This window comes from Haloferax namakaokahaiae (genome assembly GCF_042663225.1).
Classification (GTDB): domain Archaea; phylum Halobacteriota; class Halobacteria; order Halobacteriales; family Haloferacaceae; genus Haloferax; species Haloferax namakaokahaiae.
In genome coordinates this window covers 1,301,860-1,321,899 of sequence record NZ_JBHTAA010000005.1, presented here as the reverse complement: position 1 = coordinate 1,321,899, position 20,040 = coordinate 1,301,860, and the positions used below count along the sequence as shown (strand labels likewise).

The window sequence follows — 20,040 nt, the reverse complement described above, 5'->3', positions numbered from 1 at the left end:
CGCCGGGCCCGACTTAGAGCGACAAGCCTGCCCACGGGACCTCCCCTTCGCTGACGATGTTGTCCGGGGTCAGTTCGGGCGCGGCCAGCACGGCACCCGCGTTCGGGATTTCGAGTGGGCCGTAGTCGTCTTCGGGAACCTCGTCGCCGTCGGGGACGACGATTCGCATGACCATTCCTAACTCCAAGTGCGGCAGACACAACAGGTCGTACACGCCGGGTTCTGTGAATCGGTAGAGCCACGCGTCGCCGTCCACGACTGGCGGTGAGGTAAAGCCGTACTCCGTCGGCACCCGCTCTGGCAGTACGAAGAACGGTGGCTCGCTGAACTTCGGATGGAACGAGGTCACGGTGTGGAGACCGAAGCCGACTCGAAACTCTACGACTTCGTTCGGATTCACGGCCAATCCGACCGGGTCGAAGATGAACTCCGGAAGTTCGTCTCCCGACTCGGGGGTCGCCGTCTCGGTGTCGGTCGCCGTCTCGGTGTCGGTCGCTGTTTCTGTGCTCGCCGTCTCTGTGGCCGTCGCAGTCTCGGTCGTCGTGTCTGTGCTCGTCTCGTCCGACTCGGTGGTCGCAGTCTCGGTTGTCGCCGTCTCCGTCGCGGTCATCTCTCCGCCGCCCATCTCGTGGGCTGCCGGGTCAACCGGGAAGCCGTCGTACGTTCCCCCTTCGTTGATGGTGACCACGACGGTGTGGTCCACGAGTCCCCGTGGGACGTTCTCGTCTGCGGAGTACGGCGCACCGTACACTTCGTCGATTCGGGCCGCTTGGGCGCTACTCGCTGTCGCTGTTCCACCGACTGTCGATGCGACTGCTCCCACCCCGAGCAGTTTCATCAGCGTTCGGCGTTTGATTCCGTAGTTTTTCAGGGCCTCTATCAGTTCAGTATCACTGAGTGTGAGACCGTCTTGCTTCGATTTCTCGCCCATTGGAAATTCTTCCCTTCACCCAACCGCTCGACTCGTCAAGTGGCAGGTGTGTGAATAATCGACGTGAGACGACTTTGGTACGAAAGTTATAACCCTGATATTTATTAGTTTAAACTGACCTGTCCCGGTAGCACACCGTCAGCAACGCGTGTACGCCGAATTTTCGGCCGGGTGCACGATTATGGCCGTGTGAAATGCCAGCACGCTCGCATCCCCGGCAAACTGTGTCGTCTGCGAAGGCTTATACCGCGTGGCCGAATGACGGATAGGTATGCGTAGGGGCACGTATCCCGACTCCCGGCGCGACGACGCGAAACCACCGCAGAGCCACGCGTCGCCGACAACACGGTCGGGGCGTCCCACGGAGGTGGTCAGATGAGCGCCCAAGACATCGAGCAAGAGGAAACCGAGACCGACGGTGGCGAACTGCCGCAGGCACACACCATTCGGCTCGAACTGGTCGATGAACCCGGCCAGTTACTCGACGCGCTCAAACCCATCGCCAACAACGGAGGCAACCTCCTGTCGATTTTCCACGAACGTGGGAACCTCACCCCGCGCGGGCACATCCCGGTCGAAGTAGACCTCGAATGTCTGCCCGCTCGGTTCGAAAGTATCGTGCAAGCGGTGCGCGACGCCGGCATCAACGTCATCCGCGCCGACACCGAGCACTTCGGCGAGGAACTCATCTTGCTGCTCGTCGGTGACCTCGTCGATTCGGACCTCTCGGATACGCTTCACCGCGTCGAGGAAGTCGCGGACGCGACGGTGACCGACCTGTCGCTGTCGGCACCGTCCGGCACGCAGGAACACTCCAGTGCGCGCCTGCGCCTCGCAACGCGCTCCGGCAAGAGCGACGAGGTGCTGGGCGTCGTCCGCGACATCGCCGCCGAGAAGGACCTCCACGTCATCGAACCGCTCACGGAGGAGTCCGCATGAGCCTTCGTCTCGCCGTCCTCGGCGCGGGCGCTGTCGGCAGTTCGGTCCTCGAACTCGCCGGCGAGTACGGCCACGAAGTCGTCTCCTTCGCGGACTCGTCGTCGTCCGTCTCGGATTCCGAGGGGCTGGACCCACAACGGGTGCTCGAACGGAAGGCACAGGAAGGCGTGGTCGGCCCCGACGACCCGGACGCGCTGTTCGATTCGGACTACGACGTATTGGTCGAAGCGACGCCGACGACGCTCGGCGACGCCGAACCGGGCTTCTCGCACGTCGAGCGCGCGCTCGAAGCGGACCGACACGTGGTCCTCGCCAACAAAGGCCCGGTCGCCGAACGCTACGCGGACTTGCGCGCCCTCGAAGCCGAAAGCGAGGGCCGCGTCCAGTTCGAGGCGGCCGTCGGCGGTGCGATTCCCGTGCTCTCGACGATTTCGGACCTCGGTGCGTCACAGGTCACGGCCGCGCGCGGCGTGCTCAACGGCACGGCGAACTTCATCCTCTCGCGGATGGCCGCCGAGGGACTCGACTACGAACACGTCCTCGCGGAAGCACAGGACCTCGGTGTCGCCGAAGCGGACCCGACGTTCGACGTGGACGGCATCGACGCTGCCCTCAAGTTCGTCATCCTCTCGAACGTCCTGAGCGACGGCGAGGTGGAGTACCGCCTCGACGATGCCGACGTCGAGGGGATTCGGAACGTCCCCGGCACGGCGCTCGACCTCGCCGCCGAAGACGGTCGGACGGTTCGACTCATCGGCGAGGCCACCGCGTCCGGCGTGCGCGTGGCTCCGCGACTCGTCCCGACTGGGTCGGCGCTGGCGGTCACCGGCACGCAGAACATCGTGCAACTCGAGACCACGCACGCGGGTCAGCTGAACATCAGTGGGCGCGGTGCGGGTGGTCCGGAGACGGCGACGGCGGTTCTCTCGGACGTTTCTCGACTAGAGTAGACCACTTACAAGCCGTCTCACAACGCTTTTCGAACGATTAGTGATTCTTCGAATTTCTTGACACTGCGACCCATGGTATGGTTCGGCAAATCGCAGTACGGCGCTTAGACGGCCTGTAGTGCGTATCGAAATCGTTTTAGGGGTTTCAGCGAAAACAATCCCCACAGAGCGCCTTAGCGCGTGAACATACCAATGAGCGACAAACCCCACCAGAACCTGGCCATCATCGGCCACGTCGACCACGGTAAGAGTACGCTCGTCGGCCGACTCCTGTTCGAAACCGGTTCCGTCCCGGAACACGTCATCGAACAGCACCGAGCGGAGGCCGAGGAGAAGGGCAAGGGCGGATTCGAATTCGCCTACGTCATGGACAACCTCGCAGAAGAGCGCGAGCGCGGTGTCACCATCGACATCGCCCACCAGGAATTCGACACTGACGAATACTACTTCACCATTGTCGATTGTCCCGGTCACCGCGACTTCGTCAAGAACATGATCACCGGTGCCTCGCAGGCTGACAACGCAGTGCTCGTCGTCGCAGCAGACGACGGTGTTGCACCGCAGACCCGCGAGCACGTCTTCCTCGCCCGTACCCTCGGTATCGGCGAACTCATCATCGGCGTCAACAAGATGGACGTCGTTGACTACAGCGAAGACTCCTACAACGAAGTCAAAGAGCAGGTCTCGCAGCTCCTCAAGCAGGTCCGCTTCGACGCAGACAACGCGACGTTCGTCCCCATCTCGGCATTCGAGGGCGACAACATCGCAGAGCGCTCCGAGAACACCTCCTGGTACGACGGAGACATCCTCCTCGAAGCACTCAACAACCTGCCGGCACCGTCCCCACCGACGGACGCACCACTGCGTCTGCCGATTCAGGACGTTTACACCATCTCGGGCATCGGTACCGTCCCCGTCGGACGTATCGAGACCGGTACGATGAGCCCCGGCGACAACGTCTCCTTCCAGCCGTCTGACGTTGGCGGCGAAGTGAAGACGGTCGAGATGCACCACGAAGAAGTTCCCCAGGCCGGCCCTGGTGACAACGTTGGTTTCAACGTACGTGGCGTCGGTAAGGACGACATCCGCCGCGGTGACGTCTGCGGTCCCGCAGACGACCCACCGAAGGTCGCCGAGACGTTCAAGGCACAGGTCGTCGTCATGCAGCACCCCTCGGTCATCACCGCTGGCTACACGCCGGTCTTCCACGCCCACACGGCGCAGGTCGCGTGTACCATCGAGTCCATCGACCAGAAGCTCGACCCCGCGTCGGGTGAGGTCGCAGAGGAGAACCCAGACTTCATCAAGTCCGGTGACGCTGCAATCGTGACGGTCCGTCCGCAGAAGCCGCTCAGCATCGAGCCGTCCTCCGAGATTCCGGAACTCGGCAGCTTCGCTGTCCGTGACATGGGTCAGACCATCGCGGCCGGCAAAGTGCTCGAAGTCAACGAGCGATAACGATGCAACAGGCACGCGTTCGGCTCGCCGGCACGAGCCCGGAAGACCTCGACGAGATCTGCGACGACGTTCGCGAGATCGCAAACAAGACGGGCGTCAACCTCAGCGGGCCGATTCCGCTGCCCACGAAGACGCTCGAAGTCCCTACCCGCAAATCGCCTGACGGCGAGGGGACCGCGACGTGGGAACACTGGGAGATGCGCGTCCACAAGCGCCTCATCGACCTCGACGCTGATGAACGCGCACTGCGTCAGCTGATGCGCGTTCAGGTTCCCAACGACGTCAGTATCGAGATCGTCCTCGAGGACTAACTACCCTGTCCGACGTTTCGGACACCCGTCCGCGGTAGCCTCGTGCTATCGCTTGCGGCTGTCGAGGCGCGCGTCCGGAGGACTCTGCCTCCGAGCTGGTTACAGCGCTAAGGCGCGTGTCATCTCACACGCTTCGACAGGAACCGCGAGACGGTGAAACAAAGCGTATAAATGCATCCCACGACTCCGTGGGAATGAGGGCTCGTAGATCAGTGGCAGATCGCTTCCTTCGCAAGGAAGAGGCCCCGGGTTCAAATCCCGGCGAGTCCATAGGCGACCCGCTTCTTACAGAAGACCTCGAAAACCGGAGAGCTACCCGTGTAGCTATCCCGTTTCACGCTGGCACCTCACGAGAAGAAGACACCTCTCGGATAGAGTTCCAGCGGTAACCAGAAGACACCCGACTACGTCACTCGATTCGACCGAAGGAAACGGGGGGTGGTCTGCGTGAGAGACCGCAGACGGCAGACCTCCGTCGATATCGACCTCGACGACAACGAGGCGACCGTCGAAATCGTCGAGAGAAGACGTAGAAGAGTTCCCGACCTCTTCGACGAAGACGGCGAACTGCGACTGTGGGAAGACAACTTCGGGTGGAGCGGATACAAACTCGAAGATGGCCGCTTTTTCAGAGTCAACTACCACAAGAGGAACGACGAGTGGTTAGAGCATTCGAACGTCTCACCTGACGACGTAGTCGAGTCTATTCGTGACCACATCAAAGACCCCAAGGCGGGTGCTGCTGGCCGGTTCGTCCGGAGGTGTTCGCCGCCATGAGCACCAAGAGCAGTTCCGAAGTGTCTCACCACGACGCGGAGAGTGGTGAACTGCTGTTCTTCGAGGAACTGGCCCGTAACAGGCGCAACTCGTGGACACGTGCCGACCCGTTCAAAGCGATTATCGACCCAATCAGCACCTACGGCTGGCGGGTCAAACTGCCCGATGGTGACATTCACACCGTCGCACTGGCGAAGCAGAGAGACCGCTTCGTCGGCCGGTGTGACTGCAAGGGGTTCCAGTTCCACGACGGGGCTTGTGCCCATCTGTGCACCATCAGAAAGGCCGACTTCGGCGACGTTCCCGACATCTACGGCGACCCAGTCTCGATTTCCTCGACCGAGGTCCGTGACGAACCGCCAAAGCCGGACCTGACAGTGCTGACCTACGCTGAACGTAACGCTTTCGTGGCCTGTCGGATGGGCGGCGTTGGTGTGCGAGAGTATCAACGAGAATGCGAGTACTCCTCGCCGGGGACGGTCAGTAACCTGCTGAGAAGAGCCGAGGACAAGCTGGAAGAGCAGGAGTCGAAGCCACTCGTCCTTACTGACGGCGGCCACATCGACAGAGCACAGCTTTCTGATTCGCTTACTGGTGCCCGGCGAGTGCCGGGAGAGGTTCGACGATGACTGCATACACGACGACTATCTGTATTACGGACTCAAACGACGAGAACAGTAGAAAGGACGACTCTAACGGCAGTATCGCACTCTGTATTAAACAGGGGCGTACCTGTCTACGCGGCGGTATTCCCACACACGGGGACGAACGCGCGGTTATTAAGCGGCGCGCGCGCTGCCGCACGCCCGAGCGCATTATGCGCCCAAGCCCGTCGCGCCGAGAGGCGGGCACGCACGCGACGGCCGCGCCGACGGAGGTGGCGGCATGAGCAGTGCCCAAGAACCGGCCGAGTCAACGACGGTGCAGGCACGGGTCAACGACCCCGAACTGGTGAAGGCCATCGAGCAGGAGACGAAAGACTGCTCGACCTCGGCTGTGGTTCGTGAAGCCCTTCGGGGGCACCTCCTCGACGCCGACGACCGCGACGGCGACGAGGACAACTCCGCGATTCCCGGCGGAATGGCAGGCCGGGGCTACCGCTCACTGCGAAAGCACGTTGAAATGGACAACGGTCTGATTCCGGTCTCGGCGGCTGAGTCGCTGATAGCCTCGGACCTGAACATCAAGAAGGACTCCGTCCGGAGCACGGTGTTCGCACCGCTTCGGCGACGTGGTCTCATTCACCTGATGCAGACGGTCAACGCTGTGTTTGTGGAAGTCCGGAGTCCGGAGGTGGCTGAAGATGTCTGAAGGTATCGAATGGCCGGCCGGATGGGAGCGAACCGCAGAGGGTGACAGAGTCCCGAACCGAAGCTTTCAGGCAACGTCTGCAACGTCCGAGACACGAACGCTACACATCGACCCGAAGCGTGGTCTGTGGATTCCTGTCTCACTCCGCGAGTTCGACAAGCAAGTCGTGTTCCGTACGCCCCGAGCGACTATCCAGCACTTCGGAAAACAGCCTCTAGAGGGCTACTACGGAATGATTGACGCCAGCCATTTCGGCGCTGCCGAGGAAATTGACGACCCGAAGAACTCGCACCTTGCACCGAATCGCGTATCAATCAAACACGCTGGTAAAGAGCCGGTTGAGTTCGACGTCGAACTCGACGACCTCGGAGACGGAGTGTAGCTATGGTGGCGTTCAACCGCCTTCCAGAACACGAGTGTCTGAACTGTGGTGCGCGATACTACGGTGAAGAAGCCGCTCGCGGCTGTTGCCCTCAGAGTCCGTAGAGTTCGCCGCGCTCTTCGACTGCGCGCCGGATGGTCCGGCGCGACGATTCCAATTCTTCCGCTGCTTTTCGCTGACTCATATCGTTTCGAGCCACCATATCGAGAACAGTGCAGACGCGGTCGTAGTCGCCTCCTTCGACGAGCCGACCGTCACGCTTCTCGAAGCCGAGAGGGGCCGGGCCGTGTCGGTACTCGTCGCTCTCCTGTCGTGCGGCGATTCCCTCGCGGATGTTCTGCCGCTTGATGTTCGCTTCGAGTTCACCGAAGACGCCGAGCAGTTGGAACAGCGCCCGCTGGTACGGGTCTTCTTCGTCAGCGCCGATGACCAGCCCTTCGGAGACAACGTGCAACTCGACGCCAGATTCTCGAAGGCGTTCGGCAGTTCGTTCGAGGTCAGAAATCGAGCGGGCGACACGGGAGACCTCGTGAGCGACCACGATGTCAACTTCACCAGCTTCGGCGTCGTCCATGAGTCGCTGGTAGTCGTCACGGGCACTCGTGGAAGTCCCGGTCGCTTTGTCTCGGTAAATCTCGATGTCTGCGAGGGTTGCACCGAGTCGGTTCTCGGCGTACTCCTTCGTCGAGGTCAGTTGCCGGTCGAGGTTCTGTTTCGCGGTGGAAACTCGCACGTAGCAGGCAATCGTCATGCCCACCACTACAGGTACTTAAAGTAAAAGACTTACGCCCATGGTGGTGGTCCCATGGGCAGGTACTAAAGTTAATGTCGCAATGATTTGCTGACACGGGAACTCGTATAATGGGCTTAGTGGCTGAATGATTGATTTATTCAGCGATAACAGACTTTTGTTAGAACTGATATGTGGGGTTGTGAGCCAAACAACTGACGCTCAAGAAGACATCGTCGCAGACACAGAGGTACGGCACCGACGCAACGAAGGGACTGGCGCTCAAGAAACCACCGTCGCGGTCGTGCTCGACGGCGAACGGACTCTTTTCAAAGGCGAACCAAGCGGGCCATACCACTACCAAGGAGACGGAGACGTGCCAGAGGAAGTGGTCGAAGCTATCGAATCGACTCCCTACAAGGTGGCGGAGGGGGGCACTCTCGTCCCCGTCACGGAGTCTGAGGCATGATGATTCCGGAGGTGCTCCACGTCGAAGAACCCGAATCGTTCCCGTATGAAGTGCGGTTCACTGGCGAAGGAGCGACGTTCTCGAAGGGACTCACAAAGAATCAGTTGCGGCAACTCCGAGACGCCGCGACCCGCGAACTTGAGGGGCCGCTGCCGTGACAGTCACGTTCGAGTTTCCGCGCAAGAACGACGCCGACCAGTTCCGCGAGGAGTTGGCAGAGTACGTCGCGGACTCAGACGACAAGCGCCTAAAACGGGTGGTGTTCGAGGACTCCCTACCGAGCATCCCGCGAGACCGAATCAACGCGGCGATTGCTTCGACCGAAGCAGAGACCGGGACCACCGACACTGTGCCGCTGACCCGCGCGGAAAAGCGACAAATCGACTTCTCGCAAGTGCCCTACGTCCGGGCGAAAGCCATCAAAAACGTGCTCCTGAAGGCGGGGGTAGACGACTGGTTGGCCTACTTCGACCCCACCCTTTCGGTGGACGAACACCGCTCGCACGCGGCCGAATGGCGGCGTGAAGGGGGTGGCGCACGGAACGACCGCGACCGGCCGTCACGGTCGGCGGCCGCGACCGCAGAGAAGGCGGCCAACGAGTCCTGCGGACGGGCGGCTGACGCCTGCCGAGAGGGGTACTCGGATGCCTGCGAGATGCTGTCAGACGAGTGCGGTTACACGGCCGACGATGTGGCTGGGGTAGTGGCTGAATCCAATGGGTCGGTCTCTATGGACGACCTCGACGGCGTCCGTCTCGGTGACGCCCACACCGTCGATGTGGTCATGACCACCCTTGGCGACTACGCAGAGGGGGCGGCGTGAAGCTCGATTCCACGACGCTGATGGACATCGAGGAGGAGCTACGCCGACGCCTCCCCTCGAAGGACCGGAAGGCCACCGTCGCGGCCGTGCTCGACGAGCACGACGTACCCGAAGAAGCCCGCGAAAAGGTGCTCGACCGACTCACCAACGCCGAAGGGGAGTTGACTGGCCGCCAACTGGGGGCACTCCGACGTGCATGGGGGGCCTACATCGGCGCTATCAAATCGGCTTCGCAAGCGTTCGGCACCATCAACTCAATTCGAGCCGACGCAGGACAGACGCCACTCGACCACTCAGACCTGTACGGCGCTCCCGAGGAGTGGACAGACGCGCTTCTCGCGGAACTCGACGCCGACCAGACGAACCCGACTGTACCGGCGGCGTTCGACCCGGAGGAGTTCGCGGAACTCACCGACCCACGCACGCCTATCCCCGAGTCGGAGCGTATGCGACTCGCAGAGCGGCACGACGTGAGCCTATCGCCGGAGGAGATGCGGGGGGTAGGTTCGGATGGTCTTGGAGAGACCGAGCTAAACGCCCAACTGCGGGCCGAAGCGAACGGCAACGCACCCACCCCCGACATGGTGCGCCAACCCCTTCCCGGTGAAGGTCCGTCGATAGCCGACCTCGAAGCCGCCCGCGCGGAGGGGGCGGCCGTCGTCGCCGATGAAGTGGCCGACCGGCTCTCGGAACCGGGCGAGTCCCAAGAAGAAGCCGTCGAACGGCTCGGTCTCGACGCCGACCGACGCGGCTATCAGGGCACGCTCGGAGACACGGGAATCAACCCGCACTCCAACGACACTGAGTCGCGGCTGGCTGCGGAGAAGAACACGGGCGGCCTGATGGCCGACACGCGCTCGGAACTCGGGCGCGGAGCATCGACCAACGACCGACCGGACACCGAACAGGATTCGCTGTTTGACGGCGAGTCGGACGAACCCGACCCGCACTCACTGGAGTCCTACAATTCTCCCCGACCCGACAAGCCCCGTGAGGTGGACGAATGACGGTCTCGTTCACCTGTCCAGAGTGCGGTAAGGAAATCGAGAAGGACGACGCCGAATCGGTGTTCAACTCGATTCGTTCTCACGCCTACGCCAAGCCGGGCGAGGAGTGGTCGGAAATCGAACCCGTGGCGCGAGACGCGCTCGGTTTCGTCGAGGACGCGGACGACGCGGACGACGGAGACGCACAGGACGTAGACGACGTGGACGCCGACGGAGACGACGACAAAGACATGGCGACTCAAGAGGAGTACGAAGCACAACAGGCGGGCACGACGCCCGCAGACGACGACGGAGACGAGCAGGACGAAGACGACAACCTCCCGGCGAACCCGGACGATGGAGACGGCGGTATCGGTCTGCCTGCGCTCCCAGTCTCGCCAGTCGTTCTGTTCGGCGTGCTGGTCATACTGGTGCTGGTGTTCCTGTACGTCCGTGGCGGCGAGGAGGGCGGCACGCAGGAGACCGCGCCAGAGACCGAACAAGAATCGACTCAGACTCAGGACAACGAGCAGTTCCGAGGGCTGGTCGATGAGTGACGCCGAAGCCGACTCCGAAGGCGTAGACGCGGCCGATTACTCCGAGGATGGCGCTGAAACGGACGCCGAACCGGAGACGGAGGACAACGGGATTCCATCACTCGACGACTCTGAGACGGTCGATATGTCGGACGCTCTCGACATGGCGGCCGACGACCTCGATTCGAGTTCGGACGATTCTGAAGAAGCATCAACCGATTCTCGATCAGAAAAATCTGAGTCCGATTTGGAGGGGTCGAAGACCGACGCCAAATGGGGCGACATGTACTGTAAGACGGTCGTTCAGGTGACTAACTCTGTCGTCGAGTCTCAGGGTGGCGAAGCAAACGCTCTGAGCATTGACGACGCCCGCGAGTTGGACTTAGACGACCACTTCAACGAGGTGCTTCGAGAGATGGACCTCTCCGAAGAAATGTCGCCACAGGCGGCGCTCATGTCCGCAACGGCGCTTCTCGTTTTCGGCGCAATCATCGCGGAAACCGACGCGGGAGCACAGGCAATAGACCGAATCATGAACGGAGCGAACCCAGAACAATGAGTTTCAAAAAGATGCGGCAGGCGAAGCGTATGGTATCGAACCCGGAAGACTCGGAGATGATTCAAGCACTGGCGACAGTGGTTGCTAGTCTCGAATTCGAACAACTCGAAGCGGTGGCCGAGTTGCACGAGTCCGCTGGAACCGGCGAAATGGGCGTCACGGTGACGCAGGAGGAGCGGAAAGAAGAACTGGTCGAGATGATGGTCGGAATGGCAAAAGGAGACCTCGGAGAGGTTTACCTGAAGAACGTCGCACCCATCGAGAACCCGTCGAAGGCGGCTCAGTATCTCGGCATCGGAATGGACGACTGGCAAGACGAATTAGAGAAAATCGCGGCGTCGGTATCGAAAAATCTGGGCGAGACGGACCAGACCGACCGCGAGTTAGTCGCGGCGTACATCGACCGGCATCACGGGTGCAAACTCGCCACGTTCGAGGAAGAAGTAATCGAGTGGGAGAGTGGCGAAGCCCTGAAACTCATTCTCGCACGGAACATGCGTGCGACGACGCAGGAGATTCACACGGTCGCTGACGCGCTCGCAGAGGGTGAGGAGGTGTCGGCCGATGCTTGAATCTCCGAACTACTACTGGGACGACCTCGACCCGTTCATGCAGTGGTACATCCTCTTTTGGGTGGTCGTTCTTCTGTACCTCGCGGTGGATTCGGCCCTCTCGCCCGCGCCGACTCGCGGCCCGCCCAACGGCGATATCGTGACGGTGAACGTCGATAGCCAAAACCAGAACTGGGAGGAATCATGAGCGACCCGCTCGACAGCGCCGAACTTCTCACGGAAGACGACATCATGACGGGGTACGAGGGGGAAACACTGCACTGTCCAAACCCCGAATGCTACTGCACACCCTCCTTCGAGCAGGTCATCAAGCACGGGCAATGCTACTGCGGCGAGGGGATGTCGGTCTACATCGTCCGTGAGAGGGACAGAGACGAATGACCGTGTTTGAAATCGGAACGAACCTAACTGTGGTTCTGTGCTTTTGGGGTCTGTTGACGTTCTTAGTAGAGGTTGGAAACCTCGGAACGGACGACACAGAAGCCACGAGGGGGCGAGAATAGCGCCGTGCAACTCCTGTTCGCCGCAAAATCGGGTTGGGGAAAATCCTACCACGGGCAGGGCTACATAGAAGCGTCTATCCCGAAGTACGAGCGGTGTGTTATCCTCGACTACAAAGACGAGTACAGGGGTTTGGTGAAAGCAGGATTCTGCCGTAATTACATCATCGGTCCTGTGGAGCACCAGACATGGGACGACTCCGACTTCCGGCAACTCATCGAGCGGGGCGAGCGGCTTCAACTCCCGCGATATCGTCTCGACGATGACCAATGGCGCGAAGTCTGCGACCAAATCATCCGCGTTGCACGGGAGATGCGCGACGTTCTCATTATCATTGATGAAGCGCACTTCGTGGCCCCACAGGACACGAAATTGCCGTCTAACGTGAAAGGTCTCGCCACCACCGGACGCGGCGAACAGGCGTCGGCTATCTGGCTAACTCAGCGACTCACTGAGATAGATTCGACCGTCGTTTCACAGGCTGACGCGTACATGCTCGGCGGATTCGGAAGTGACGCCGACCTGAAGAAGCTACGGAATCCGCTCGATTACACGCCGGAAATTCACAACCCCGGCGGCACGCCGTTGGACCCGGCTGCCTACCCCGAACAACTCCACGCCGAAGACGCCGGAGCAATCACACTTCGCAAGTGGACCGACCCGCCGAAAGACCCGGACGGGGACGTAATCGGGAGCGAGTGGATTTATAGCGACGATTCGGGAGCAATGGAGCGAATCAGCACGAAGGGCATGGAGATGGAAAGCACCCACTTCGGGCCGCAGGGTAAGGGCCTGAACCGACCGAGCTACGCATGAGCAGGAGAGACGTGACGCTGTACGGTGAAGACGCGCAGACGTTCGACGCGGTGCACGAGCACCTGTCGCAAAATCGAGTAGGCGACCTGTCGAATCCGGAGGTGGTGCGCCGACTGATGGAGCACTACGTCGCAACTGAGAAAGTCCCGTTGTAAGCCGGTATCTGCCGTCACAGGCCGCTTATGTCTTCGTTCTGTCTTATCTTTTGGTCTCCTGACAGTCTTACCCGTAGCAATGCAAGAACTGTCTGAAGCATTCAGCACTCTCGCGGATGGCGACTTCATGCGCGAGGCTGGTATGGTACTGGTCGGCTTCCTGTTCCCCACTCTCGTGGGCGGGCTGCTCTCGAATCATCTCACGATGATTCCAGAAGAAGCGTACGGGCTGGTCGTGTCCCTGCTCGCCATCTACTTCGGCTACCACGAGGTGGCCGTCGGTGGTGCGGTCGCAACTGGTGACGCGGCGGCCGAATCGTTTGGCGTGAAGCAATCGCTCGCGGCCGCACTCTGAGGTGTTTTGAATGGAAATCAGCATCATCGGAGACGGCAACAACGCGAACAGCACGGACGAAATCACTCCAAAGACCAACACGGCCGACGTGATGACGCCGGTCGCTGAAATCAGCCCGGAACGCGGCACGTTCATCCGCCTGCTCAATCGGGTTGCACGCGGCGACCTCGCGGGACTCCCGATTTACGGGAAGTTCAAGGACTCCGGCGGCAACGACCTTCCGGTCAACACGGAGATGGTTATCACCGTCGAGCAGGCAGGCGAGTCTCGCCCTGTCGAAGTCTCGCAGGAGAAGACGGACATCCGCGAGTACAACCAGAACGACATCACCACACAGCGGAACGTGGATAACGTCGATTCGGTGAAGCACGTGCTCAAGTGGCCGCAGGGCTACGACAAGCCCGGAATGCCCCCGCACATCAACGTGAACAGCATCGACACCGCCTACATCGAGATGAAGTCGGCTTCGGTCATCGACTGGACCGAATCGACTCTCATCATCGACTCTGCCGGTGTTGAGGAGCACCGGGGGTAATCTCTGATGGACGTTCTTCAAACGCTCCGCGAGATGCCGTACCGTCCTTCGACGGTCTCGCCCAAGACGTTCAAAAATCAGGACGGGAGCGATGTGGGTCTGTTCGCTGGCACGGCGGGCGAGCGGTCGCTTATCGCTTCGCTCGACGCCGACCTTCCCACGTCCATCCCCGACGGCGAGGAGTTCCGTCTGGCGCTTCCTGCCTACGAGACGTTCACTCTCGACTCGACGGCCGACAACACGGAGACGTTCGAACTCGGTTTCCCCATCGCGGAGTGCCCGAACACTCAAAACATCGTACTGTGGGACGGCTCTACGTACATCGGGGTGCCGGAGTCGGTCACGAAGGTCAACGGTTCGGACGTTGGCGAGTTCGACATCACGTCGAGCAACACCGACACCGACATCCACGTCTACTACATCCCCGACGCGCAGGGTTCCATCGAGGTTATCAAGTCGTCGCCCGGCACGTCGGCGTCGGCCACGCAACAGCTCTTCAACGAACAGTTGAAACTCGTGAACCTCTCCAACCAGAACGAAGCTCCCGAGACGTTCAACCTCGGGAAGTCGAAGCTTCAGGGCGTCATCCCCGAGGATTACAATCTGGATGTGTACGTCGATGCGCCGTACACCGTCAAGTTCTCGGAATCGACGGACGGGACCAGTGCAACCAACGCGCTCATGTCTTTCGGTGTTCGCAAGGGCGTCCGAGCAATCGGGAAGCCCCTGCGTGACGCCGTGGCTACCGACATGGCGCGGCAGGACTGAGCGGGGCGCTCATGTCTCAACCACTTGTTTCTGACGTAGCAACCGAACGGAGCGGCGCGACTCCGACAGCGACCGGCACGACGGGCGAGACGTTCGAAATCACCACCGAGACCGACCAGATGGGACCGGTTGATGCGTGGTTCGACGAACGGTCAATCTCGCAGGAGGAGGCACAACTCCTCCTCGACGCGGCTTCGACCGTCGCCACGCTGGTCTTTCTGTATCTCGCGCTGGTGAAGGAGTGACAGATGTTCATCGCACCAATTGATTCCGGTTCGACCGGCACGACCTACGATGATGAGAGCGACGGTGGCGGTTTCACTGTCGATACAGACGACGCAGATTCGAGCGCGGGCGGTACGACCAGCCCGCCGGACTTCAGCGACGACGCCAGCTTCGGCGGGTCTGGTGATGACCATGTGGTGGCCGATACGGACGGCACTCCGCTGGTTTCCGACACGCAAGCGGGCGGCGATTGGTTGGCTGACCAGCTTGCGGGCGAATCGTCCACAGACGACGGAAACGAAGGCGGTGGATACGTCGATGCTACTGGCGCGGTTGAAGACCTCGAATCTGGTGCGGACCCCGAGGTCGTCGAGGAAGACCTCCGCAATCAGATTGCGGGAGATTCGACCGAGACCGAGACGGGGCCGGAAGAGACCGCCCCGACCGACACCGAATCGGGTTCAGATGGTCTGCCGTTCGACCTCTCGGGCGACGGCCTCAAACTCGCACTGGCAGTAGCGGTTGCGCTCGCACTCGGAGGTAGCGCCTGAAAATGGCAGACGTGCGAATAGCGGGCGTTGAGTTCGACAATCCCGGATTTTCGGGGTCGCCCACCTCGGTGACTGTCAAGGTCAACAATCGAGAACTCATGGGGCCGGTCGGGTTCGGGGAAGTGACTTGCGCTGGTGGACTCACGAACGACGGGCACGCCGTCGAAGTGACGCTCACTATCAAGGATGCACTCACCGGAACCCCAGTGTGGTCCCGCACTAAGGACGGGTGCGCCCGTGCCGAGGACTGGGACAACACGCTCCGACTGGAGTTTTTGCCCGTCCTCGATGCGGGGGACTACACTCTGCAAGCAAGTCTCCAAGTCAAAGGCGATAACGGGTCTGACACCGGGTCGGTTCGGTCGCTGACTGTCACTGGCGATGCGGCCGACGTTCCCGGTTCTGACACCAGCGGCTCATCGTTCGACTTCTCGCAGTGGACCGGCAGTGCCGACGGCGACGGGAACAGCGACGGGCCGAGTTTCAACTTCGACCCACTCGGAGACCTCCCCTCGGGCAACGTCGTGCTCGCAGTCATCGTGCTCCTGCTTCTCGCGTGGTTGGCTGATTCCGGTGCTCAGGTGTTCAGAGAATGACGCCGGTAGAGGCCGCTGTCGTGGTCACTGGCGCGTCTGTGTCGGGGTGCGGCGTCGTAGTCGTCCACTACGCTCGCCGTCTCTCCAATGACGCGAGACTGGCACTCAGGCTGGTTGCTGGCGAAGATGACGTAGAATCGTCCGACGGTCTTCTCGGAACCGTCGAAGAACACGAAGGGCGGTTAGAAACGAACGAGTCGCACATCCGCGACTTGGCGGCGGAGGTTTTCAACTGATGCAAGAGATTCCAGTCATGTGGGCCGTGTACGCAACCGCGGCGGGCGTCGTGCTCGCCGGGACGGACGCGGCGAAGTTCGGTCGAATCGGTGTCGAAGTCGTGCGGAAGCGTCTCGGTGTGAGTGCGCGGTATGTCTACCGCGACGACGCCGCGGGCGACGACGGCGGAGACGAACAATCGTCGGAGACGGAGGGCCAGTAACATGGCTAAAATCAACGTCGAAGGCATCGACAAGATGTCTCCAGGCGAGATTCGGGATAAGAAGCCCGAGCACATGAAGGAAGGTGACGCTGACGAATGAGCGCCACCGAACCCGACGCGAACGACGTTCCCTTCAACGAACCCGTTACGGTCACGATTCCGGCCGGGTCGAAGGCGACTATCACGGTTCGCACGGCCGCTGACGGCGTTTTCAACGTCGATATGCTCGCCATCTCGAAGCGACCGAACACGACCTACACGGCCGAGTTCGACGGCGTGGAACGGTTCGACGCGGCTATCCCGCCGACAGACATAGACGACTCCTCGGTAACGTGGAAGCCGCCGCACAAGTTCAGCAAGCGGATGAAGGTCGTTATCCGGAACTTCGGCAGTACGAGCGAGATTTACCACTGTCAGCCGCGCGGCTGGGAGAGTGTCCAGTAATGCCCTCGGAGACTAACGCGAAGGTCGAGAAGATGACTTCGGTACAGGACGCGCAGGGCGTCGCTCAGCCGCCCGCGTCGGACGCCGAAGGCTACGTCTCATCTGACGGCGTGGACATCAGCACGAGCGGCAGTAAGACCGTGACGCCGGACGTTCCCGGCCGGGCCACGCAGATGTTCATTCTGGTGGAAGCAGACGCGGCCTTCAAAGTCGAACTCGTCTTGCCGGACTCGGGCATTACTCGTGGGCCGAACCAGAACAGCGATTTTGCGTCTTCGGACGGGTCCCAAGTCGCGCAGGTTGTCGCGGTCTACTCCCCGACCGTGCAGGTGAAAATCTCCGATACGTCGGGCGGCGCGAACACAGCGAAATATGACGTGAGGGTGGTCTGATGGTCGGATTCACTGACCCGGAGTCTGGCGGAAATGTGGCGCTTGCTGAAAACCAGATTGCGAAGCGGTTCGACGAGGATTTCGTCGAAAGCGTGACTGGGCGGGTATCCCCGACCTTCGGAAGCGGTTCGGTCGAGACGCCGTTAGATGGCGACCTGATGCCGGATTACTCCAGTAATACCTCTACCGTTGCCAGTCAAAGCGGTAGCCTTTCGTCAACATACGGCGGGGACAAGCCGCGAGGGATGTACTTCACTGTGAATGATGCGAGTGTGAACGCAGTTTACGCCCAACTCGGCACATTCAGCGGTGACCGAGCAGGAATCGCAGAGTTCGACGGAAATGGAGATTTCGTAACTCATGCGACGGTGGACGTGTCTGGGTTCGGTTCGGGGGACTACATCGGACTGCTTCACAACTTCAAACCGGGCGTTCAATACGCGCTCTATGTGTGGTCTTCGGACGGTTCAGACTTCACAGCCAACTCAGACGGCCCTGCGGTGAGTCTAGACAACTCTTACGTCACCCTCGATTATTACGGGTATGTCTGGTACGGAACCGAGTTCACCCAAAACGTCCTGTCGGTTTTCAGTGATATGACGTTTCGTACCGTACCTTTCGACACTCTGTCAGCGACGGTCAACTTTGAGCGACCGGAGTACGTCGTGGGATGGGACATTGCGTCTTACTCGGCCGACGAACCGGGGGATTCGGAGGTGGCGCTCTACATCGAAGACGATGCTGGTGACGAACTCGGTGGCCCTCTCGCGCCCGGCGAACAGATTCCGGCGCTACCCTCGCAGAACGCGAACTATCGGTTTGACTTCACGCTCGGAAGTGACGGGAACTATCCGCGAGTGGACGAGGCTCTGCGACGGAGGAAAATGTGAGATTCCCCGTCGAGCACGTCCCCGACGGCCATATCTTCGCGCCGCATCACCTCTACATCGGCGTGCTTCTCGCCGCGGTCGCTCTCGCGGCCGTGTGGGACAACAACCGACGCGCCGAACCCGTCGGTGGCGCGGTCGCGGTCGGCGTCTCGACGTTCGGCTTCGCGCTGACGTGGAGGTACTACCCGGTCACTGGTGCGACACTCGCACTGGGCGGCCTCCTCGGGGCGCTCTCGGCGTTCCCGCTCGAACGAGACGTATGGGCCGACGCTCGAACTCGGTACGCCGTGCTGTTCATCCTCGGCGTTCTGGTCGCGCTTGACGACGTGGTGTCGCACTCGTTCGGTGTGTGGACGCCGCTCGACGCGCTCTGGAAAGCGCACCTGATTCAGTTCGTCGCGTAAAAAACTCTACTCGACGGCCTTCTCGACGATGTGTTTTCCCCATTTCAGAACCCGATAAGCGACGTATATCGGAATGATAATTACAGCGAAAACGAGGAACACCTCGGAACCACCGGGGATGCCGGGGAAGAGTGGTATCATACTGCTAAACAGTTCGGATTAAGAGAAATTTAAGACTACCGGTCACAACAGCACCGGACTCTCGGTGTTGAAATCCGATTCGGCCATGAAGCGGTCGAACTTCTCGCGGCCGCTGAGGACCTCCACGAGCGCCTCGTTCACCATCATGAGGTCAGATAGGTGTTCGGCTTCTTCGACGCCCTCGCGCCACGCCTCGCGCTCTCCGGGCGCGAATACGTCGTTGTCGTCGAGCGCGGCGAGCATCTCGCGCAGGTCGGACTCGTAGGAAGAGAAGAGCGTCATGGCTCAGAGTGGGTCGTTACTGGCGTTGTCGTAGTCGTGCGGGCCGTTCGTTCGGCGCTCGACTTCCTTCTTCACTGCGGCCTCGATGAGTTCCTGACGCTCCTCATACTGATACGGCTCGAACATCTCATCGAGTATTCCATCTACCGCATACGTCGTTTCGAGTGCGTACCTTAGCCATATTCCCCGTTTTTGACCGGGAACTAACCGTTCCATCACCCACTCGTCGATGTCGTCCTCGTAGGTGAGAGTTGTTCGTGCCATCCTCTTGTGAATCACTTATTGAGTGATGCACTAATTGTTTGCCCTATGAAATGCAGGTGTGCATTCTATGCGTTGATGCACTGATGTTATGATGTGCATGATGCATCTGGGTGCGCAAAGATTATGTAGCATAGTGATTCATTGACTAATGCAATGGCCCTGAGTGTCAATGTGACCGTCTCCATGCCGATGGAGATGGTTCAGAATATCGACGAAGAGGCAGACGCGCACGGCATGAGCCGAGCGCAGTACATCCGCGAGGCTATCCAACTGGCGAACGGGACGCCGTTCACGGCCGACAGAACGACTCTCTCGCGTGACGATGAGGAGCAACGAGCAAAAGCATGAACGAGGACCCCGGACTACCAACGACGCCTACCAACGTCTGTGAGGTCCCCGCTGTTACTGACGACAGCCTGACTGAAAAACCTACTGAGAGGTTTTCGGCGCTGTCGTCGATTCTGAATCGTGCTGACCGGCACATGCACGATGTCGCGCAGACGCACCTCACCGAGTTCCGTGGCGAGGTCAACCTGTACCCGGTGTGA

General features: G+C 60.6%; 38 protein-coding genes and 1 tRNA gene. 34 read left to right on the top strand and 5 right to left on the bottom strand.

Annotated elements, in window-relative coordinates; translation table 11 throughout:
• Positions 1-13 precede the first annotated feature (13 nt).
• A complete protein-coding gene (locus ACFQJC_RS14595) occupies positions 14-931 on the bottom strand; it encodes a cupredoxin domain-containing protein (protein ID WP_390224702.1) in 918 nt (305 codons plus the stop codon).
• A gap of 375 nt (positions 932-1,306) precedes the next feature.
• Here ACFQJC_RS14595 and ACFQJC_RS14590 point away from each other — a divergent pair, with 375 nt between their 5' ends.
• The 9 genes from ACFQJC_RS14590 (at position 1,307) to ACFQJC_RS14550 (ending at position 7,059) form a co-directional block, all read left to right on the top strand.
• Positions 1,307-1,870: an amino acid-binding protein gene (locus ACFQJC_RS14590; protein WP_390224700.1), complete on the top strand. Its 564-nt coding sequence runs from the start codon at positions 1,307-1,309 to the stop codon at positions 1,868-1,870.
• A complete protein-coding gene (locus tag ACFQJC_RS14585) occupies positions 1,867-2,820 on the top strand; it encodes a homoserine dehydrogenase (protein ID WP_390224698.1) in 954 nt (317 codons plus the stop codon). Before ACFQJC_RS14590 ends, ACFQJC_RS14585 begins: the two co-directional genes overlap by 4 nt.
• A 192-nt stretch (positions 2,821-3,012) precedes the next feature.
• Positions 3,013-4,278 carry a translation elongation factor EF-1 subunit alpha gene (gene tuf / locus ACFQJC_RS14580; RefSeq protein ID WP_390224696.1) on the top strand — a complete coding sequence of 422 codons (1,266 nt, stop codon included), beginning with the start codon at positions 3,013-3,015 and terminating at the stop codon, positions 4,276-4,278.
• A gap of 2 nt (positions 4,279-4,280) precedes the next feature.
• A complete protein-coding gene (rpsJ, locus tag ACFQJC_RS14575) occupies positions 4,281-4,589 on the top strand; it encodes a 30S ribosomal protein S10 (protein ID WP_390224694.1) in 309 nt (102 codons plus the stop codon).
• A 198-nt stretch (positions 4,590-4,787) separates the two neighbouring features.
• Positions 4,788-4,859 (top strand) — tRNA-Ala (locus ACFQJC_RS14570).
• Positions 4,860-5,036: 177 nt separating this feature from the next.
• Positions 5,037-5,366: a hypothetical protein gene (locus ACFQJC_RS14565; RefSeq protein ID WP_390224692.1), complete on the top strand. Its 330-nt coding sequence runs from the start codon at positions 5,037-5,039 to the stop codon at positions 5,364-5,366.
• Positions 5,363-5,995 (top strand): hypothetical protein, encoded by a 633-nt coding sequence (locus tag ACFQJC_RS14560; protein WP_390224690.1) that lies wholly within the window; start codon positions 5,363-5,365, stop codon positions 5,993-5,995. The genes ACFQJC_RS14565 and ACFQJC_RS14560 overlap by 4 nt, the downstream gene beginning before the upstream one ends.
• Before the next feature lie 256 nt (positions 5,996-6,251).
• Complete coding sequence (locus ACFQJC_RS14555; RefSeq protein WP_390224688.1) at positions 6,252-6,677, top strand: hypothetical protein; 426 nt, start codon at positions 6,252-6,254, stop codon at positions 6,675-6,677.
• Positions 6,670-7,059 carry a hypothetical protein gene (locus tag ACFQJC_RS14550; protein ID WP_390224686.1) on the top strand — a complete coding sequence of 130 codons (390 nt, stop codon included), beginning with the start codon at positions 6,670-6,672 and terminating at the stop codon, positions 7,057-7,059. Before ACFQJC_RS14555 ends, ACFQJC_RS14550 begins: the two co-directional genes overlap by 8 nt.
• Before the next feature lie 91 nt (positions 7,060-7,150).
• Here ACFQJC_RS14550 and ACFQJC_RS14545 read toward each other — a convergent pair whose 3' ends face one another.
• A complete protein-coding gene (locus tag ACFQJC_RS14545) occupies positions 7,151-7,810 on the bottom strand; it encodes a recombinase family protein (RefSeq protein WP_390224684.1) in 660 nt (219 codons plus the stop codon).
• Between the two features lie 181 nt (positions 7,811-7,991).
• Between ACFQJC_RS14545 and ACFQJC_RS14540 the strand changes: the two genes are divergently transcribed.
• The 23 genes from ACFQJC_RS14540 (at position 7,992) to ACFQJC_RS14430 (ending at position 18,805) form a co-directional block, all read left to right on the top strand.
• On the top strand, positions 7,992-8,258 hold the full coding sequence (locus ACFQJC_RS14540) for a hypothetical protein (protein ID WP_390224682.1): 267 nt from the start codon (positions 7,992-7,994) through the stop codon (positions 8,256-8,258).
• Complete coding sequence (locus tag ACFQJC_RS14535) at positions 8,255-8,416, top strand: hypothetical protein (RefSeq protein WP_390224681.1); 162 nt, start codon at positions 8,255-8,257, stop codon at positions 8,414-8,416. The genes ACFQJC_RS14540 and ACFQJC_RS14535 overlap by 4 nt, the downstream gene beginning before the upstream one ends.
• Complete coding sequence (locus ACFQJC_RS14530; protein WP_390224680.1) at positions 8,413-9,081, top strand: hypothetical protein; 669 nt, start codon at positions 8,413-8,415, stop codon at positions 9,079-9,081. The genes ACFQJC_RS14535 and ACFQJC_RS14530 overlap by 4 nt, the downstream gene beginning before the upstream one ends.
• Positions 9,078-10,088: a hypothetical protein gene (locus ACFQJC_RS14525; RefSeq protein ID WP_390224678.1), complete on the top strand. Its 1,011-nt coding sequence runs from the start codon at positions 9,078-9,080 to the stop codon at positions 10,086-10,088. The genes ACFQJC_RS14530 and ACFQJC_RS14525 overlap by 4 nt, the downstream gene beginning before the upstream one ends.
• A complete protein-coding gene (locus ACFQJC_RS14520; protein WP_390224675.1) occupies positions 10,085-10,624 on the top strand; it encodes a hypothetical protein in 540 nt (179 codons plus the stop codon). The genes ACFQJC_RS14525 and ACFQJC_RS14520 overlap by 4 nt, the downstream gene beginning before the upstream one ends.
• On the top strand, positions 10,617-11,162 hold the full coding sequence (locus ACFQJC_RS14515) for a hypothetical protein (RefSeq protein WP_390224673.1): 546 nt from the start codon (positions 10,617-10,619) through the stop codon (positions 11,160-11,162). Before ACFQJC_RS14520 ends, ACFQJC_RS14515 begins: the two co-directional genes overlap by 8 nt.
• A gap of 29 nt (positions 11,163-11,191) precedes the next feature.
• Positions 11,192-11,734: a hypothetical protein gene (locus tag ACFQJC_RS14510; protein WP_390224671.1), complete on the top strand. Its 543-nt coding sequence runs from the start codon at positions 11,192-11,194 to the stop codon at positions 11,732-11,734.
• Complete coding sequence (locus tag ACFQJC_RS14505) at positions 11,727-11,921, top strand: hypothetical protein (protein WP_390224669.1); 195 nt, start codon at positions 11,727-11,729, stop codon at positions 11,919-11,921. The genes ACFQJC_RS14510 and ACFQJC_RS14505 overlap by 8 nt, the downstream gene beginning before the upstream one ends.
• The gene (locus ACFQJC_RS14500; RefSeq protein WP_390224667.1) at positions 11,918-12,115 is read left to right on the top strand and encodes a hypothetical protein; all 198 of its coding nucleotides are present in this window, start codon (positions 11,918-11,920) and stop codon (positions 12,113-12,115) included. The genes ACFQJC_RS14505 and ACFQJC_RS14500 overlap by 4 nt, the downstream gene beginning before the upstream one ends.
• A gap of 126 nt (positions 12,116-12,241) precedes the next feature.
• Positions 12,242-13,051, top strand: coding sequence for an ATP-binding protein (locus ACFQJC_RS14495; RefSeq protein WP_390224665.1), 810 nt, complete (start codon positions 12,242-12,244; stop codon positions 13,049-13,051).
• Positions 13,048-13,206, top strand: coding sequence for a hypothetical protein (locus ACFQJC_RS14490; RefSeq protein ID WP_390224663.1), 159 nt, complete (start codon positions 13,048-13,050; stop codon positions 13,204-13,206). Before ACFQJC_RS14495 ends, ACFQJC_RS14490 begins: the two co-directional genes overlap by 4 nt.
• Positions 13,207-13,285: 79 nt before the next feature.
• Positions 13,286-13,561 (top strand): hypothetical protein, encoded by a 276-nt coding sequence (locus ACFQJC_RS14485; protein WP_390224661.1) that lies wholly within the window; start codon positions 13,286-13,288, stop codon positions 13,559-13,561.
• A 10-nt stretch (positions 13,562-13,571) separates the two neighbouring features.
• Positions 13,572-14,096, top strand: a complete 525-nt coding sequence (locus ACFQJC_RS14480; RefSeq protein WP_390224660.1) for a hypothetical protein — start codon at positions 13,572-13,574, stop codon at positions 14,094-14,096.
• 6 nt (positions 14,097-14,102) lie between these two features.
• Positions 14,103-14,864 carry a hypothetical protein gene (locus tag ACFQJC_RS14475; RefSeq protein ID WP_390224658.1) on the top strand — a complete coding sequence of 254 codons (762 nt, stop codon included), beginning with the start codon at positions 14,103-14,105 and terminating at the stop codon, positions 14,862-14,864.
• A gap of 11 nt (positions 14,865-14,875) precedes the next feature.
• Entirely contained in the window at positions 14,876-15,109 is a 234-nt protein-coding gene (locus ACFQJC_RS14470; RefSeq protein WP_390224656.1) for a hypothetical protein, read from the top strand.
• A gap of 3 nt (positions 15,110-15,112) precedes the next feature.
• Positions 15,113-15,640, top strand: a complete 528-nt coding sequence (locus tag ACFQJC_RS14465; RefSeq protein ID WP_390224654.1) for a hypothetical protein — start codon at positions 15,113-15,115, stop codon at positions 15,638-15,640.
• A 2-nt stretch (positions 15,641-15,642) separates the two neighbouring features.
• Positions 15,643-16,236 (top strand): hypothetical protein, encoded by a 594-nt coding sequence (locus ACFQJC_RS14460; RefSeq protein WP_390224652.1) that lies wholly within the window; start codon positions 15,643-15,645, stop codon positions 16,234-16,236.
• Complete coding sequence (locus tag ACFQJC_RS14455) at positions 16,233-16,472, top strand: hypothetical protein (protein ID WP_390224650.1); 240 nt, start codon at positions 16,233-16,235, stop codon at positions 16,470-16,472. The genes ACFQJC_RS14460 and ACFQJC_RS14455 overlap by 4 nt, the downstream gene beginning before the upstream one ends.
• Positions 16,472-16,675: a hypothetical protein gene (locus ACFQJC_RS14450; RefSeq protein WP_390224648.1), complete on the top strand. Its 204-nt coding sequence runs from the start codon at positions 16,472-16,474 to the stop codon at positions 16,673-16,675. The genes ACFQJC_RS14455 and ACFQJC_RS14450 overlap by 1 nt, the downstream gene beginning before the upstream one ends.
• Positions 16,676-16,771: 96 nt before the next feature.
• Positions 16,772-17,119, top strand: coding sequence for a hypothetical protein (locus ACFQJC_RS14445; RefSeq protein ID WP_390224646.1), 348 nt, complete (start codon positions 16,772-16,774; stop codon positions 17,117-17,119).
• Positions 17,119-17,511 (top strand): nuclear transport factor 2 family protein, encoded by a 393-nt coding sequence (locus ACFQJC_RS14440; protein ID WP_390224644.1) that lies wholly within the window; start codon positions 17,119-17,121, stop codon positions 17,509-17,511. Before ACFQJC_RS14445 ends, ACFQJC_RS14440 begins: the two co-directional genes overlap by 1 nt.
• On the top strand, positions 17,511-18,401 hold the full coding sequence (locus ACFQJC_RS14435) for a hypothetical protein (protein ID WP_390224643.1): 891 nt from the start codon (positions 17,511-17,513) through the stop codon (positions 18,399-18,401). Before ACFQJC_RS14440 ends, ACFQJC_RS14435 begins: the two co-directional genes overlap by 1 nt.
• On the top strand, positions 18,398-18,805 hold the full coding sequence (locus ACFQJC_RS14430) for a hypothetical protein (protein WP_390224641.1): 408 nt from the start codon (positions 18,398-18,400) through the stop codon (positions 18,803-18,805). Before ACFQJC_RS14435 ends, ACFQJC_RS14430 begins: the two co-directional genes overlap by 4 nt.
• Before the next feature lie 6 nt (positions 18,806-18,811).
• Here the strand turns inward: ACFQJC_RS14430 and ACFQJC_RS14425 are convergent, their stop codons facing one another.
• The 3 genes from ACFQJC_RS14425 to ACFQJC_RS14415 are packed head-to-tail and all read right to left on the bottom strand — an operon-like array spanning position 18,812 to position 19,492.
• Positions 18,812-18,946, bottom strand: coding sequence for a hypothetical protein (locus tag ACFQJC_RS14425; RefSeq protein WP_390224639.1), 135 nt, complete (start codon positions 18,944-18,946; stop codon positions 18,812-18,814).
• A gap of 42 nt (positions 18,947-18,988) precedes the next feature.
• Positions 18,989-19,228, bottom strand: coding sequence for a hypothetical protein (locus ACFQJC_RS14420; protein ID WP_390224637.1), 240 nt, complete (start codon positions 19,226-19,228; stop codon positions 18,989-18,991).
• 3 nt (positions 19,229-19,231) lie between these two features.
• Positions 19,232-19,492 (bottom strand): hypothetical protein, encoded by a 261-nt coding sequence (locus ACFQJC_RS14415; RefSeq protein ID WP_390224635.1) that lies wholly within the window; start codon positions 19,490-19,492, stop codon positions 19,232-19,234.
• 153 nt (positions 19,493-19,645) lie between these two features.
• Between ACFQJC_RS14415 and ACFQJC_RS14410 the strand changes: the two genes are divergently transcribed.
• Together ACFQJC_RS14410 and ACFQJC_RS14405 are read left to right on the top strand one after the other, a co-directional pair.
• The gene (locus tag ACFQJC_RS14410; protein ID WP_390224633.1) at positions 19,646-19,840 is read left to right on the top strand and encodes a ribbon-helix-helix domain-containing protein; all 195 of its coding nucleotides are present in this window, start codon (positions 19,646-19,648) and stop codon (positions 19,838-19,840) included.
• Complete coding sequence (locus tag ACFQJC_RS14405; protein WP_390224631.1) at positions 19,837-20,040, top strand: hypothetical protein; 204 nt, start codon at positions 19,837-19,839, stop codon at positions 20,038-20,040. Before ACFQJC_RS14410 ends, ACFQJC_RS14405 begins: the two co-directional genes overlap by 4 nt.

Coding starts and splice junctions, on each gene's coding strand:
- ACFQJC_RS14595 (WP_390224702.1), bottom strand. CDS start 931: ATGGGCGAGAAATCGAAGCAAGACGGTCTCACACTCAGTGATACTGAA.
- ACFQJC_RS14590 (WP_390224700.1), top strand. CDS start 1,307: ATGAGCGCCCAAGACATCGAGCAAGAGGAAACCGAGACCGACGGTGGC.
- ACFQJC_RS14585 (WP_390224698.1), top strand. CDS start 1,867: ATGAGCCTTCGTCTCGCCGTCCTCGGCGCGGGCGCTGTCGGCAGTTCG.
- tuf (WP_390224696.1), top strand. CDS start 3,013: ATGAGCGACAAACCCCACCAGAACCTGGCCATCATCGGCCACGTCGAC.
- rpsJ (WP_390224694.1), top strand. CDS start 4,281: ATGCAACAGGCACGCGTTCGGCTCGCCGGCACGAGCCCGGAAGACCTC.
- ACFQJC_RS14560 (WP_390224690.1), top strand. CDS start 5,363: ATGAGCACCAAGAGCAGTTCCGAAGTGTCTCACCACGACGCGGAGAGT.
- ACFQJC_RS14555 (WP_390224688.1), top strand. CDS start 6,252: ATGAGCAGTGCCCAAGAACCGGCCGAGTCAACGACGGTGCAGGCACGG.
- ACFQJC_RS14550 (WP_390224686.1), top strand. CDS start 6,670: ATGTCTGAAGGTATCGAATGGCCGGCCGGATGGGAGCGAACCGCAGAG.
- ACFQJC_RS14545 (WP_390224684.1), bottom strand. CDS start 7,810: ATGACGATTGCCTGCTACGTGCGAGTTTCCACCGCGAAACAGAACCTC.
- ACFQJC_RS14535 (WP_390224681.1), top strand. CDS start 8,255: ATGATGATTCCGGAGGTGCTCCACGTCGAAGAACCCGAATCGTTCCCG.
- ACFQJC_RS14520 (WP_390224675.1), top strand. CDS start 10,085: ATGACGGTCTCGTTCACCTGTCCAGAGTGCGGTAAGGAAATCGAGAAG.
- ACFQJC_RS14515 (WP_390224673.1), top strand. CDS start 10,617: ATGAGTGACGCCGAAGCCGACTCCGAAGGCGTAGACGCGGCCGATTAC.
- ACFQJC_RS14510 (WP_390224671.1), top strand. CDS start 11,192: ATGGTATCGAACCCGGAAGACTCGGAGATGATTCAAGCACTGGCGACA.
- ACFQJC_RS14505 (WP_390224669.1), top strand. CDS start 11,727: ATGCTTGAATCTCCGAACTACTACTGGGACGACCTCGACCCGTTCATG.
- ACFQJC_RS14500 (WP_390224667.1), top strand. CDS start 11,918: ATGAGCGACCCGCTCGACAGCGCCGAACTTCTCACGGAAGACGACATC.
- ACFQJC_RS14490 (WP_390224663.1), top strand. CDS start 13,048: ATGAGCAGGAGAGACGTGACGCTGTACGGTGAAGACGCGCAGACGTTC.
- ACFQJC_RS14485 (WP_390224661.1), top strand. CDS start 13,286: ATGCAAGAACTGTCTGAAGCATTCAGCACTCTCGCGGATGGCGACTTC.
- ACFQJC_RS14480 (WP_390224660.1), top strand. CDS start 13,572: ATGGAAATCAGCATCATCGGAGACGGCAACAACGCGAACAGCACGGAC.
- ACFQJC_RS14475 (WP_390224658.1), top strand. CDS start 14,103: ATGGACGTTCTTCAAACGCTCCGCGAGATGCCGTACCGTCCTTCGACG.
- ACFQJC_RS14470 (WP_390224656.1), top strand. CDS start 14,876: ATGTCTCAACCACTTGTTTCTGACGTAGCAACCGAACGGAGCGGCGCG.
- ACFQJC_RS14465 (WP_390224654.1), top strand. CDS start 15,113: ATGTTCATCGCACCAATTGATTCCGGTTCGACCGGCACGACCTACGAT.
- ACFQJC_RS14460 (WP_390224652.1), top strand. CDS start 15,643: ATGGCAGACGTGCGAATAGCGGGCGTTGAGTTCGACAATCCCGGATTT.
- ACFQJC_RS14455 (WP_390224650.1), top strand. CDS start 16,233: ATGACGCCGGTAGAGGCCGCTGTCGTGGTCACTGGCGCGTCTGTGTCG.
- ACFQJC_RS14450 (WP_390224648.1), top strand. CDS start 16,472: ATGCAAGAGATTCCAGTCATGTGGGCCGTGTACGCAACCGCGGCGGGC.
- ACFQJC_RS14445 (WP_390224646.1), top strand. CDS start 16,772: ATGAGCGCCACCGAACCCGACGCGAACGACGTTCCCTTCAACGAACCC.
- ACFQJC_RS14440 (WP_390224644.1), top strand. CDS start 17,119: ATGCCCTCGGAGACTAACGCGAAGGTCGAGAAGATGACTTCGGTACAG.
- ACFQJC_RS14435 (WP_390224643.1), top strand. CDS start 17,511: ATGGTCGGATTCACTGACCCGGAGTCTGGCGGAAATGTGGCGCTTGCT.
- ACFQJC_RS14425 (WP_390224639.1), bottom strand. CDS start 18,946: ATGATACCACTCTTCCCCGGCATCCCCGGTGGTTCCGAGGTGTTCCTC.
- ACFQJC_RS14420 (WP_390224637.1), bottom strand. CDS start 19,228: ATGACGCTCTTCTCTTCCTACGAGTCCGACCTGCGCGAGATGCTCGCC.
- ACFQJC_RS14415 (WP_390224635.1), bottom strand. CDS start 19,492: ATGGCACGAACAACTCTCACCTACGAGGACGACATCGACGAGTGGGTG.
- ACFQJC_RS14410 (WP_390224633.1), top strand. CDS start 19,646: ATGGCCCTGAGTGTCAATGTGACCGTCTCCATGCCGATGGAGATGGTT.
- ACFQJC_RS14405 (WP_390224631.1), top strand. CDS start 19,837: ATGAACGAGGACCCCGGACTACCAACGACGCCTACCAACGTCTGTGAG.